The organism is Sphaerisporangium viridialbum, from assembly GCF_049674955.1.
Lineage (GTDB): Bacteria > Actinomycetota > Actinomycetes > Streptosporangiales > Streptosporangiaceae > Sphaerisporangium > Sphaerisporangium viridialbum.
The window spans coordinates 8969376-8983374 of sequence record NZ_CP187232.1 but is presented as its reverse complement, the minus strand read 5'-3'; the positions used below and the strand labels follow the sequence as shown (position 1 = coordinate 8983374).

At 74.2% G+C, this 13999-nt stretch carries 6 protein-coding genes and 1 pseudogene; 6 read left to right on the top strand and 1 reads right to left on the bottom strand.

Annotated features, from left to right (window positions below; genetic code table 11):
* Positions 1-49: 49 nt before the first annotated feature.
* The 4 genes and pseudogenes from ACOZ38_RS40390 to ACOZ38_RS40375 all read left to right on the top strand — a co-directional run.
* Positions 50-3007 (top strand): CDP-glycerol glycerophosphotransferase family protein, encoded by a 2958-nt coding sequence (locus tag ACOZ38_RS40390; protein ID WP_424536158.1) that lies wholly within the window; start codon positions 50-52, stop codon positions 3005-3007.
* Positions 3007-3588: a type II toxin-antitoxin system PemK/MazF family toxin gene (locus ACOZ38_RS40385; protein ID WP_424537178.1), complete on the top strand. Its 582-nt coding sequence runs from the start codon at positions 3007-3009 to the stop codon at positions 3586-3588. Before ACOZ38_RS40390 ends, ACOZ38_RS40385 begins: the two co-directional genes overlap by 1 nt.
* Before the next feature lie 150 nt (positions 3589-3738).
* On the top strand, positions 3739-4608 hold the full coding sequence (locus ACOZ38_RS40380) for a GNAT family N-acetyltransferase (RefSeq protein ID WP_424536157.1): 870 nt from the start codon (positions 3739-3741) through the stop codon (positions 4606-4608).
* 80 nt (positions 4609-4688) lie between these two features.
* Positions 4689-6059: pseudogene (locus ACOZ38_RS40375) on the top strand (PLP-dependent aminotransferase family protein); the annotation flags it as partial.
* 16 nt (positions 6060-6075) lie between these two features.
* On the opposite strand, the gene ACOZ38_RS40370 reads toward ACOZ38_RS40375, so the two are convergent.
* Entirely contained in the window at positions 6076-7056 is a 981-nt protein-coding gene (locus ACOZ38_RS40370) for a DMT family transporter (RefSeq protein ID WP_424536156.1), read from the bottom strand.
* A gap of 389 nt (positions 7057-7445) precedes the next feature.
* Between ACOZ38_RS40370 and ACOZ38_RS40365 the strand changes: the two genes are divergently transcribed.
* Positions 7446-10598, top strand: coding sequence for an ATP-dependent helicase (locus tag ACOZ38_RS40365; protein ID WP_424537177.1), 3153 nt, complete (start codon positions 7446-7448; stop codon positions 10596-10598).
* A 56-nt stretch (positions 10599-10654) separates the two neighbouring features.
* Positions 10655-13966, top strand: coding sequence for an ATP-dependent helicase (locus ACOZ38_RS40360; RefSeq protein ID WP_424537176.1), 3312 nt, complete (start codon positions 10655-10657; stop codon positions 13964-13966).
* The last annotated feature ends 33 nt before the right edge of the window (positions 13967-13999 follow it).

Here is a 13999-nt window from a genome sequence, read left to right as displayed (position 1 = left end):
CATTCCAGAGACGCCCTTTGCGGTCGACTGGAAAGGCGGTGCCTCCCTGATGGCCACCGGTGCCCCGCCCGCGCCAACCGGCGACGTCGTCGCCGACCGGCTGCGGGCCGCCCAGGACCTCTATGACAGGGGAGAGCCGCTCGACGCCCTGATCGCGGCCGTCCACTCCACGGGCCTTTCCCGCTCCGAGCGCCGGCGGCTGCACGCCGGGGCCCTCAACGGGCCGCTGGCCCTGCGGCTGGAGACCGCCGCCAGGCGGGACGCCACGCGCCTGCGCCAGGCCGTCGACCTGCTGCGCGACTATCTCGCCGAGGTCGAGCCCTCGGTCAAGCGCCGGCTGCCGGTCGCCAGGCGACTGGCCTGCTACCTGGTCGAGAACCGCGATCCGGCGGAGCTCGCCCAGGGCGACGAGCTGGCCAACCTGGTCGCCGCCACGGCCGAGCCGTCCAAGAGGGTGCGCAAGGGCCTCGCCTGGTACGCCGACCTGCCCGTGGTCGCGCCCGAGCCGCTCTTCCGCCTGCGCAGGTCCGACCTCGTCCCGGTGACCGAGGTCGACGACGTCTCCTGGCAGGGCGGGCGGCTGCGCGTCAGCGGCCACGCCTACCTCGTCGGGCTGTCCGTGCGCAGCCGGCGTCTCAACCGCGCGACCGTGGTGCTCAGGGGCCCGCGCTGGGTGCCGCCCATCTCCGCCCGCACCCGCCGCGTCTACCGCCCTGAGGCCACCCACGGCGCGGGCGAGCCGGGCTGCAACTACGACTGGGCCGGGTTCGTGGCCGAGATACGTCCGTGGTCGCTGCGCTGGCGCGCGGCGACCCGCGCCGCCGTCCACGGCGCCCAGCGGCTGCTGCGCCGCCGTCCCGCGGTCCCCGACACCACCACCTGGCGTGCCGACATCGTCATCTGGAGCCGTGGCGCGCGGGCGACCGGCGCCCTGCGCGGTCCCCTGGTGGGGCGCACCGAGCGCCCGGCCGGGCTTCGCGTACGTCCCGGCTGGTGGGTGCGCCCGGCGTGGACCTCCGACCGGGTCTTCCAGGTCGTGCTGCAGCCCACCAGGGCCGAGCTGACCGGGGTCGCGCACGTGGGCGACCAGGTCGAGCTGACCGGTTTCCTCCCCGGCGCGACGGCGACCAAGGGCAGGGCCCGCCTGGGCGGCCACCGCATCCACGCCGACTTCACGCCGGTCGAGGGCGGCACGCGGTTCTCGGTCGCGCTCGCCGTGCCCGCGCTGATGAAGGAGCGGGACGCCCGCCGGCTGTGGATCGAGCCGAAGGGCGATCCGGCCGCGCCGGTCATGATGGAGAACACCGCCGAGACCCACATCGCGATCGACCGCCGCGAGGTCACCGTGCTGCGCGACCGGCGCGACCGGGCCGTGGTCTCGGCCCACCGCGTCTGGCCGGTGATCACCTCGGCCGCGTGGGCCGCCGATGGCACGCTGACGCTGGCGGGCACCTATCCCGACACCGACCCGGGGCAGCGCGAGCTGGTGCTGCGCCAGCGGGCCGGCCTGACCTACCGCGTGCCGCTGGGGCGTTCCGGGTCCGAGTTCTCCGTACGGCTCGCGCCGGGCGCCATGCCCAGGTTCGGGAGCACGGTGGCGCTGGCGTCCGGGGCCTGGAGCCTGTCGGTCGCGGGCGGCAAGGGCACGACCGCGCCCCTGCGTGTCGACCACCGCCTGCTCGACACGCTGGACGAGGGCGTCCACATCGTGGGCGACCGCGAATACCGCCTGGTGGCCACGCGGTTCGACGTTCCCGTGCTGGTCGCCGCCGAGCACCTGCCCGACGACGAGAAGGGCGCGGGCGGCCTCTGGGCGCTGCGCAGGGTCCACTACCCCGCCGAGCGCCGTCGCGAGCTCCGCGACGCGACGGTCTACGTCTCCTTCGACGGCCGCTCCTACTCCGACAGCGCGCGGGCGGTCTACGAGGAGCGGCTCAGGCGCGGCGACGACCGCGAGCACATCTGGGTCGTCAAGGACGGCGCCTTCGTCCCGCCGGACTCCGCCGCGCTCGGCCTCGGTCCCGGCATCACGCCCACGGTCGTGCGCGAGGGCAGCCGCGAGCACTACACGGCTCTGGCGCGGTCGAGCCACATCATCACCAACACGCTGCTTCCCCAGTGGTTCCGCGCCCGCGAGGACCAGATCTGCGTGCAGACCTGGCACGGCACCCCGCTCAAGCGGGTCGGCGGCGACCAGCGCCACATGTCGCGCGAGCCGAGGCCGGCCGCCTGGTACCGCCAGGCCGCCGAGGTGGCCAACTGGGACCTGCTCGTCACGCAGAGCCCGTGGGGTTCCGAGGTGCTGCGCCGCGCGTTCGGTTACGGCGGGGAGATCCTCGAGTCGGGCTACCCGCGCAACGACGTCCTCGCCCACGACCGCTCCGACCTCGCCGCGTCCGTGCGGCGCAACCTCGGCGTGCCGCTGGGCAAGCGCGTGGTGCTGTACGCCCCGACGTGGCGCGACCACGACCGCAGGAACAGCTCGGTGCGGCTCGACCTGACCGAGGCTCGGCGGGTGCTCGGGCGCGACCATGTGCTGCTGGTCAGGGGCCACATGACGCAGGCGCCGCCGGCGGTTCCCGGGCTGGTGGTCCCCGGGCCCGCGTCTCTGGTTCGTCCCGGGCCGATGAGCCGGGAGTACCCCTTCGCCCTCGACGTTACGACTTATCCCGATATAGCTGATCTTTTGCTGATCGCGGATGTGCTGATCACCGACTACTCCTCGGTGATGTTCGACTTCGCGGTGACCCGGCGCCCGATGGTCTTCTTCGGGTACGACTTGGAGCGTTACCGCAACACGCGCGGCCTCTACCTCGACCTGCGCACCCAGGCCCCGGGGCCGCTGCTGTCGGAGGGGAGCGACGTGATCGAGGCCGTGCGCCTCATCGACGCGCTCTCCGGCGACTACGCCGACCGGTACGAGTCGTTCGTCCGCACCTACGCGCCCAAGGACGACGGCAAGGCCACCGCCAGGCTCGTCGACCACGTCTTCAGCACGCAGCCGTGATGATGAGCGACCGGCTGATGACCGTGCTGGTGGTGTGCGGGGTCCTGCTCGTGGCCGCGGGCCTCGTGGCCGTGCTCGTACGGGGCAAAGTCGCTCCCCGCGAGCGCGGCGGGTCCCGTCCCGGGCGGAAGCCGTCCGCCCCGGGAGGCCGGAGGCCGCGTCCCGCCCGGAAGGGGCGTCCCGCCGCCGGCCCCGGGCGGCGGCCGCTGCCCGTGCACTCCCGCCCGCCGAGCCCGGCGTGGGAGTCGCGGCCCGCGCCCGGCCAGATCTGGTGGGCCGACGTCCCCTACTCCGACGGCTCGGGCTCCAAGGTCCGCCCCTGCCTCGTCGTACGGACTCACCCGCGCAACGTGGAAGTCCTGAAGATCACCAGCCAGGACAAGTCCGACCGCGGCGAGTACCTCTCCATCCCGACGGCCGGGTGGGATCCGCACGCGACCAAGGACAGCTGGCTCGACCTGTCCGAGACGCATGTCGTGCGCGACCGCGACTTCCGCAACCTCGCCGCCGCGTCGTGCGACGCGCGGACGTGGAAGCGCGTCACCCGCGTGCAGGACACCGGCTGGGTCTACGACGGCTGACCCCGGTTGCGAGCACCCTGTGGCACCCTGCAAGGCGCGTCAACGGCCGGTGGGCTGCGGGGAAAATCGGTGGATTTGTCAGCGAATGTGGTCGATGATGCCGGACGAAGCGGGTTCGAGGGGCCCGGGACGCATCTTCGGGGGTAATGCATGGAATCGGGCTTCGCCGACCGGCCAGGTGTCACGGACGTACCGATCAGGCGGCTCGGTCCCGGTGACCTGCGCGACTGCCTGCTGCTGGCCATCGACCGCCAGTGGCTCCCCGAGGAGGCCAAGTGGCGCCTGCTCTTCGAGGTCGGCGAGGTCTACGGCATCGACGACCCGGCGGGCGGCCTGGCCGGCACGGTGGTGCTGACCCGCTACGGGCGCGATCTGGCCGTGGTCAGCATGGTCCTGGTCGCGTCCCGGCACGGCCGCATGGGGCTCGGACGCAGGCTCATGCTCCACGCCCTCCAGCAGGCCGGCGATGTGACGGTCTTCCTCACCGCGACCCAGTACGGCAAGGGCCTGTACGAGAAGGTGGGGTTCGAGACGGTCGGCACGGTCGTCACGCACACCGGGCACCTCGCCCTCGAACCCGAGGACTTCAAGCACGACGGGGTCCGCCCGGCGCACGAGGAAGACCTTTCGGCGGTCATCGCCCTGGACGCTCAAGCGTCGGGAGCGCCCCGCACGCGGCTCGTCACGCGGCTGTTCACCTTCGCGGAGCAGACCCGCGTCGTCGAGCGCGGCGGCGCCATGGTCGGGTTCGGCGCGGCATGGCGCAACGTGGACAACGTCGCAGTCGGGCCCGTGGTCGGCGAGAGCACGGCTGTGGCCAAGGCGCTGATCGCGGAGCTGGTGACGGGCCTGCACGGGCAGGTCCGCCTGGACATCGACACGCGGCACGCCGAGCTGACGGCCTGGGCGGTCGCGCGCGGGCTCACCCCGGCCTTCTCCACGGAGCTGATGGTGCACGGAGGCCCGCTCCCCGGCGACCTCGACCGCCTGTTCACCCCCGTCATGCTCGCGCTGGGCTGACCGCGCCCCCGACAAGCAGTCCACCCGACCGCGTGCCGTGGGAAAGTGGACCGGGCTTTCCAGGTGGAACGGGGTGACAGGTGGACACGTCGCGCGCATCACGTCCGCAGCGCGCCCACGGCTTCGAGCGTTCGGAAAGCGAGGTCATCGCCTCGTTCGCGACCTGGCCCAGCGGCACCGGCCCGCTCTACCGCAGGCTGGCCGACGGCATACGCAAGGCCATCGAGACCGGCGCCCTGCTCCCCGGCCAGCGCATCCCCTCCGAACGGCAGCTCGCCGGGGCGCTGCGGGTCAGCCGCACCACCGTCGTCGCCGCGTACGAGGCCCTGCGCGAGGCCGGGCTGGTCGAGAGCCGCAGGGGCAGCGGCACCCGTATCGCGCGGAACGCCACCACCCGCCGGCCGATCTCGGACGGGCGCGTGCCCGGCGGCACGGGCACCGCGATGTACCAGTACCTCATCGACGGGCCCGGAGACCTGATCTCGGTGGCGAGCTCCTCGCAGGGAGCCGTCCCCGAGCTGGTCACGGCCCTGCGCGACCTCGCGGGCGCCGACCTTGAGACGGCCTTCGACGAGCCCGGCTACCACCCCGCCGGGCTTCCCGAGCTGCGCCGGGCCATCGCCCAGCACCTGACCGGCACCGGGCTCCCCACCACGCCCGATCAGATCCTCGTCACGACGGGCGCGCATCAGGCCCTCGTGCTGGTGTCCGAGCTGTGCCTCGGGCCGGGCGGCACCGCGCTGGCCGAGTCGCCCGGCTGGCCCGGCTGCCTCGACGTGTTCCGGGCGCGCGGCACCCGCATCGTCACCGTTCCCGTGGACGACGAGGGCGCCGACGCGCGCACCATGGCCGGCGTCCTGGCCTCCGGGCGGCCCGACCTGATCTACCTGATGCCCACTTTCCACAACCCGACCGGCGTCCTGATGTCGGCGGCCCGGCGGCGCAGGGTGGCCGAGCTCGCCGCCCGGTACGACATCCCGGTCCTGGAGGACAACTCCTACCTCTCCGAGGACCCTGGCCTGCTCGCCGCGTACGCGCCGCGCGGGGCGAAGGTGCTGTCGGCGGGTTCCCTGGCCAAGGTGGTCTGGGCCGGGCTGCGCATCGGATGGGTACGTGGCCCCTCGGAGCTCATCGAGAGGCTGGCACGCCGCAAGGCCCTCGCCGACCTCGGCAGCCCCGTCATCGACCAGATGCTCGCGGCGCGGCTCGTTCCCGGCCTGCCCGGGATCCAGGCCGCCCGCGCCCCCGTACGGGAGCAGCGTCTGGACCACATCGAGAAGCTGCTCCGCGAGCGGCTGCCGGGCTGGCGGTGGCGCAGGCCGGACGGCGGCGGCGGGCTGTGGGTCGAGCTGCCCGGGGTCGACGCCACCGAGTACGCCCACGTGGCCCTCCGGCACGGCGTCGAGGTGACGCCGGGCTCCACGACGGACCCCACCGGCGCGCACGACCGGTTCCTGCGCCTGGCCTTCACGTTCGGCCCGGACGTGCTCGACCGTCTGGTCGACCGGCTGGCTCGCGCGTGGGCGGAGTTCGAGCGGCCTGAACGGCGGCCGGGGGCGCCCGCCGGGGGCGCAGGCCGAGGAGAAGGCCACCGATGACCAGCGCGGCCCCGAGGAGGTCGGGGACGCCGGGGTGCCCGGTCCCGAGGACCACGCTGGAGACGATCGCCCCGATCGGCAGGAAGCCCGAGAACAGCCCGGCGCGTTCAGGACCGAGCCGGGGCAGCGCGTCGTACCAGCAGAAGAACGCGAACGCCGTCACCACGAGCGCGAGGTACCCCATCGCCGCCGCCTCGCCGAGCGTCGGCGGCCGTATCGCCGCCCGCCCGTCCGATGCGAGCCCGGCGACCGCCAGGAGCGGGACGGCGGCGGCGGTCGCGTACGCAGAGACGCGGATCGCGCCGAGCCGGGGGAGCAGGGGGACGGCGAGGAGGGAGAACCCGACCTCGCACGCGAGCGCGCCGAGCGCCAGGAGCACCCCGAGCAGTGTGGCGTGGCCGAGGCCCGTGGCGACCGCCGCGCCGGCCGCGACCACGGCGGCGGCCACCACGATGTGCGGGGTCGGCCGCCGCCTGTCCATCAGCGGTCCGGCCAGGGCCAGGATGATGGGCACGGTCGCCACGATCGTGCCGACGGTCGCCGGGTCGGCGTACCGGGTCGACTCGATGACGAAGATGTTGAACGCGGCGAGCCCGACGGCGGCGAGGAGCACGATCAGGGTGATCTCCCGGGCGTTCAGCCTCAGGTGCGGGAGCCGGCGTGCCCGCATGACCAGGAAGAGCGGGAGCGCGCCGGCGGCGTACCGCAGGGCCTGCCCGCCGTAGACCGGATAGTCGTGCAGCGCCGGGGACACCGCAGTGAGCGTGCCGACGCAGAACATCGCCGTGGCCGCCCCCGCCGCCGCCCGCCGCCGGTCACGACGGCCATCCCCGGTGCGGTCGCCCGTCATGCGCTCGCCGTCCCGTAGAGCACCGTGGTCATCGGCATGCCGTCCTCCCCGTGAAGCCGTCGTCGCTCGTCCGCTCGCCATGCTGGCAGCGGGGCTGATCGCGAGACAGGGCCAATCGGGGCCGAAGCGGACCCCTGCCTCTTCCCGTGGGAGATGGGAGGAGCGGGCGCGGCGTACGACGTCCACCGAAGGCTTTTCCGGCTGTGTGCCGTGTCACTCCAGGAGGCCGGAGCAACCCCCCGGGTAACGTGTTTTGTCGTCCTCGGCGGAGATCGACACACGCACCGTACGGTCGAGTCGGCACGATCTACCCGTGTGGTCTGGTGGAATAGCGTGTTGTGAGTGGTCAGGCCTACCGTCTGGTGCGGCGGGGAAGCACGGGGCAGGCGATGCCCCCTGCTCTCGACGAGCACCAACGGGCGGTGGTGCGCCACGAGGGCGGCCCGTTGCTCGTGCTCGCGGGCCCCGGCACCGGCAAGACCACCACGATCGTCGAGAGCGTCGTCGACCGCGTCGAGCGGCGCGGAGCCGACCCCGAGCGGGTGCTGGTGCTCACGTTCAGCCGCAAGGCCGCCGAAGAGCTGCGCGAGCGTATCACCGGCCGCATGCGCCGCACCACGCGCACACCGCTCGCGCTCACGTTCCACAGCTATGCCTACGCCTTGTTGCGCCGTGAGGCCGTCCTCGCGGGCGAGCCGCCCCCGCGCCTGCTGACCGGTCCCGAGCAGCTCCTGGAGATACGCCGCCTGCTCCACGGCGAGCTGGAGGACGGCGCGCGGCAGTGGCCCTCCAGCATGCGCGAGGCGCTGAAGACCCGCGGGTTCGCCGAGGAGCTGCGCGACTTCCTGGCGCGCGGCGCCGAGCGCGGCCTCGACGGCGAGGACCTCGTCGTGCTGGGCCGCGAGCACGGCCGTTCCGACTGGGTCGCGGCCGGCCGGTTCGCGTACCGCTACGCCGACAGGTTCGACCTCGACCCGAGCCCCGCGCTCGACTACGCCGAGCTGATCCGCGCCGCCGCCGCCCTGCTCACCGACGTCGACGTACGGGCGCGCGAGCGGGCCGCCTACGACGTGGTGTTCGTCGACGAGTACCAGGACACCGACCCCGCGCAGGAGTTCCTGCTCCAGCAGCTCGCCGGGGACGGCCGCGACCTGGTGGCCGTCGGCGACCCCGACCAGTCGATCTACGGCTTCCGCGGCGCCGACGTGCGCGGCATCCTGAGCTTCCCCGAGAGGTTCCGCACATTGGACGGCCAGGAGGCGCCCGTCGTGGCGCTGCGGGTCTGCCGCCGCAGCGGCCCCGAGCTCCTGACCGCCTCCCGTCGCGTCGCGTCGCGCCTGCCGGTGCCTCCGGGCGCGGGCCGCACCCGTGGCGACCACCGCGACCTGCTTCCCGTCGAGAGCGCCGACGCGGGCCAGGTGCGGGTCCTGCTCGCCGACAGCGAGACCCAGGAGGCCGCCGTCGTCGCCGACACGCTGCGCCGGGCGCACCTGCTCGAAGGGGTGCCCTGGTCACGCATGGCCGTGCTGGTGCGGTCCGCCAGCCGCCAGGTGCCCATGCTGCGCCGCGCGCTGCTCACCGCGGGGGTGCCGGTCGTGGTGGCGGGCGACGAGGTGCCCCTCATCCAGGAGCCCGGTGTGCGGCAGCTCGTCACGTTGCTGCGCGTGGCGCTCCATCCGGCCACGCTCGACGTCGCCACGGCCGAGGAGCTGCTCACCGGCCCGCTGGGCGGCACGGACACGATAGGCGTGCGCCGCCTGCGCCGCGCGCTGCGCATCGCCGAGCTGGCGGCGGCGGCGCTTCCGGCCGGCCCGATGTCGCTGCCGCCGCGATCGTCCGACGAGCTGCTGGTCGCCGCCGTGCGCGACGCGCGCGAGCTCATCCCGATCGAGCCGCACGTCGGCGCCTGCGCCCAGCGCGTCGCCGCCCTGGTCACCGCCGCCCGCGAGGCCGTGAGCAGGGGCGACACCGCCGAGGAGGCGCTGTGGGCGATCTGGCAGGCGTCCGGCCTGGCCGAGCGCTGGACGGACATGAGCCTCGCGGGCGGGGCCAAGGGAGCCCAGGCCGACCGTGACCTCGACGCGGTGGTGGCCCTGTTCGACTACGCCGCGCGCTTCGTCGACCGCCTTCCGCACGCCGGCCCCGAGGTCTTCCTGGACGACCTGGTCTCCCAGGAGATCCCCGGCGACTCGCTCGCCGAGCACGCGCCGGACGGCGACGCCGTGCGCATCCTGACCGCCCACCGTTCCAAGGGCCTCGAGTGGGACGTCGTGGTGGTCGCGGGCGTGCAGGAGGGCGTCTGGCCCGACCTGCGCCTGCGCGGGTCGCTGCTCGGCGTCGAGGAGCTGGTCGAGCTGTCGGAGGGCTCCGTGCTCGACGGGGCCGACGCCGCCGGGGCCGCCCTCGCCTCCAAGCTGCTCGCCGAGGAGCGCCGCCTGTTCTACGTGGCCGCCACGCGCGCCCGCCGCCGCCTGGTGGTCACCGCGGTCGGCGGCGAGGACACCGACGAGCGGCCGTCCCGGTTCCTGTCAGAGCTGCTCCCCGGGGCCGTCGAGGAGGCCGCGGTCGACGACCGGGCCCGCTGGCTGAGCATGTCCGCGCTGGTCGCCGACCTGCGATCGGCCGTGTGCGATCCGACCAGGCCCGAGCCCATGCGCACGGCCGCCGCCGGGCACCTGGCGCGGCTGGCCCGCGCCGGCGTCCCGGGAGCCCACCCCGACGAGTGGTACGCGCTCACGCCGATCTCCGACGACCGCCCGCTGAGCTGGCCGGAGAACATCGTCCGGGTCTCTCCTTCCGCGGTCGAGAGCTTCACCAAGTGCGGGCTGCGCTGGCTGCTCGAGACGGCCGTCGGGGCCTCGGGCACCGACATGTCCCGCAGCCTCGGCAGCGTCATCCACGCGATCGCCGTGCTCGCCGTGGCCGGGCAGGCGGGCGACACGCTCGGCAAGCGGCTCGACGAGGTCTGGGACGAGCTCGACTTCGGCGGGGTCTGGTTCAACCGCAAGCAGCGCAAGGTGGCCGAGCAGATGGTCGCCCGGTTCCTCTCCTGGCACGAGCAGAACCCCAGAGAGCTGGTCGCGGTCGAGGACGCCTTCACGGCCGTCCTGTCCGACGGCGTGCAGATCCGCGGCCGCGTCGACCGCGTCGAGCGCGACGGCGAGGGCCGTGCCGTGATCATCGACCTCAAGACCGGCACCGCCAAGCCGCCCGACGCCGAGCTCGACCGCCACCCGCAGCTCGGGGTCTACCAGCTCGCCACGCTTCTCGGGGCCTTCGAGCGCCACGGCATGACCGAGCCCGGCGGCGCCGCGCTCGTCCAGGTCGGCAAGGCGGCCGGCAAGGAGGCCAAGGTCGCCAAGGAGCAGCGGCAGGGCGCGCTCGGCGAGGACCCTCAGCCCGAGTGGGCGCGCGAGCTGGTCGACACCGTGGCCACCGGCATGGCAGCCGGGGTCTTCACCGCCAAGGTCAACGACGGCTGCCGCACCTGCGCCGCCAAGGTGAGCTGCCCGGTCAACGACAGCGGGGGCCAGGTTTGCTAGGCCCCACCCCGCCGGGCCCCGAGGCCGAATCCGCCGCGGAGACCACCCGCCCGGCCCTGATCGGCCCGATCGAGCTGGCCGAGAAGCTCGGCATCCCGCCGCCCACCCCCGAGCAGGCCGCCGTCATCGAGGCGCCGAGGGAGCCGATGGTGGTGGTCGCCGGCGCGGGCTCCGGCAAGAGCGAGACCATGGCGGGCAGGGTCGTCTGGCTGGTCGCCAACGGGCTGGTGCGCCCCGAGCGCGTCCTCGGCCTGACCTTCACCCGCAAGGCCGCCGCGGAGCTGGCCGCCCGGGTGCGCAAGCGGCTCACCCGGCTCGCCGAGGTCGGGCTCGCCCCGCCCGAGCTGCTCGACGCCGAGCCGACCGTGTCCACCTACCACGCGTACGCCGCGCGGCTGGTCACCGACCACGCGCTCCGCGAGGCGCTGGAGCCGACCATGCGGCTGGTGAGCCCGGCCATCTCCTGGCAGATGGCGGCCCGCGTGGTCGGCCGGTACGACGGCCCCATGGACCGCGTCGACCTCGCGCCGCCCTCGGTCACGGCGGCCGTGCTCGACCTCGCGGGCGAGCTGTCGGAGCACCTGCGCACCCCCGACGAGGTGCGCGAGGTGGGCCACTGGCTGGACGAGCGCTTCGCCCGGCTCGGCGGCAGGCCGACGCTCGCGCAGCGCCGCCCGGTGCGCACGCAGGACATCCGCGAGCAGTTCCTCCCCATGGTCGACGCGTACAACCGGCTCAAGCGCAGCCGCGAGGTCATCGACTACGGCGACCAGATGGCGCTCGCCGCCCGCATCGCCGACCGGCACCCCGAGGTCGGCGCGATCGAGCGCGGCAGGTTCTCGGTCGTCCTCCTCGACGAGTACCAGGACACCAGCCACGCCCAGCTCGTGCTGCTGCGCGCGCTGTTCGGCGGCGGCCACCCGGTGACCGCCGTGGGCGACCCCTGCCAGTCCATCTACGGCTGGCGCGGCGCCTCGTCGGGCAACCTCAAGCGGTTCGTGCACGACTTCCCCACCACGACCGGCGAGCCCGCCCCCGTGCGCCGGCTGTCGGTCAGCTTCCGCAACGGCGAACGGGTCCTCGACGTCGCCGCCCGGGTGCAGGTCCCCCTCCGCGAGGAGGCGCGGGAGGTGCCCGTGCTCGTGCCGGGCACGAACCGCGTCGGGCGCGGAAGGGTCGTGTCCGCGTTCCACCAGACCGCCGAGGACGAGGCCGCCTGGATCGCCGACGGCGTGGTGCGCATGCTCGGCAGGGAGGTCGCGCCCGACGGCCTGCCGTGGGGCGAGGGCGAGCGCGACAAGCTCCGCGAGAAGGTCAAGGCGGGCGGCACCTGGGGCGGCGCGATGGCCCTGCAACCACAGGACATCGCCATCCTGGCCCGCAAGCGCGCGCAGTTCCCGGCGCTCCGGCGGGCCCTTGAGGCGCGGGACATCCCGGTCGAGGTGGTCGGGCTCGGCGGCCTGCTGACCGTCCCCGAGGTCGCCGACCTCGTCGCGACGCTGCGCGTGCTGTACGAGCCGACCGCCGGTGACGCGCTCGTACGGCTGCTCGCCGGGCCGCGCTGGCGCATCGGCCCGGCCGACCTGAAGGTGCTCGGAGACCGGGCCAGAGAGCTGACCGTCGCCGCCCGGGGCGGCCCGGCCGGGGACGACCCGCTGGACCAGGTCGTCGCCGACATGGCCGAGGAGCGCGGCAGCCTGGTCGACGCCCTGGACGAGCTGCCCGACCGGCCCGAGTGGCTGGAGCCCTTCTCGCCGCTCGCCCGCGCTCGCCTGCCGCGCCTGGCCCAGGAGCTGCGCGTCCTGCGGGCGCACACCGGCCAGCCGCTTCCCGACCTGATCGCCGAGATCGAGCGGCGGCTCGGCCTGGACGTCGAAGTTGCGGCGAGGGGCGGCGGGCCGCTCACCGCCCGCGCCGACCTGGACGCCTTCCTCGACGCCGCGTCGCGCTTCGCCGGCGACGCCGAGGACCCGACGCTGGGGGCGTTCCTCGCCTATCTCAAGGCGGCGGAGTCCGAGGAGTTCGGCCTGGAGGCCGGGCGGGTCGGCGAGACCAACAGCGTCAAGCTGATGACCGTGCACGCCTCCAAGGGGCTGGAGTGGCCGGTCGTCATCGTGCCGGGGCTCTCGCAGCTCACCACGCAGAAGGGCGCCCTGGCCAAGGGCAGCGTCTTCCCCGCCACGCCCGTAACCAACTCCCGGTGGACCGAGAACCCCCGCAAGCTGCCGTACTCCCTGCGGGGCGACCGGGACGACCTGCCGGTGCTGAACGGCCTGGAGAAGGACGACCTGGCGGAGTTCGACGAGCTCTGCCGCGAGCGCGACCTGATGGAGGAGCGCCGCCTCGCCTACGTCGCCGTCACGCGGGCGCACTACCTGCTGATCGCCTCCGGCTACCGGTGGGGGTCGGCCGCGCGGCCGCTCGACCCCTCCGACTTCCTGCTGGAGATCCGCGAGGCGTCCGGGCAGGTGGCCTACTGGGCTCCGGAGATCGAGGACGAGGCCGCGAACCCCCTGCTGGCCGAGCCTCCGGCCGAGCAGTGGCCGGCCACGCCCGAGGGCGAGCGATACGACGCCATCCAGAGCGGCGCCGACCTGGTCCTGAACGCCATCAGCGGCATCACCCCGCTGCCGGACCCCGCGGCTCCCGTGCAGGCATCGAACTCCATGAAGGATTGGGAGCAGGAACGGGTGCGGGCCTGGGCGCGGGACACGGAGCTGCTGCTGAAGGAGCGCGACCAGTCCAGGCGTCGCGGCGGGGCCGTCGTGGAGCTGCCCGCCCACCTGACCGTCTCGTCGCTGGTGACCCTGGCGGCCGACCAGGCCGCGCTGGCGCGGCAGATCCGCCGCCCGCTGCCCCACAAGCCCGCGCCGCTCGCCCGCAGAGGCACGGCCTTCCACCGCTGGCTGGAGGGACGGTGGGGACAGCAGCGCCTGATCGACGACTTCGAGCTGCCCGGCGCCTCCGACGACCTCTCCGGAGTCGACACCCAGCTCGCCGAGCTGCAGGCCCGGTTCGAGGAGAGCCAGTGGGCGTCCCTGGAGCCGGTCGACCTGGAGATCCCCTTCGAGACCATGATCGCCGACCGGCTCGTCCGGGGCCGCATGGACGCCGTCTTCACCGACGGCGACGGCTACGTGGTGGTCGACTGGAAGACGGGGGAGCGCCCACGCGGGCAGGCGGCCAGGGCCTCCGCCGTCCAGCTCGCGGCCTACCGGCTGGCCTGGGCCCATCTGGCGGGGGTCCCGCTCCCGAAGGTCGGCGCCGCCTTCCACTACGTCCGCGCCAACGAGACCGTACGCCCCGTCGACCTCCTCGACGCCAGAGGCCTCGTCCGCCTGATCGAGTCGGTCCCCGAAGACAGATAAGGTCCTCGCCTCCGGCTCGGGCAGCGCTGATCG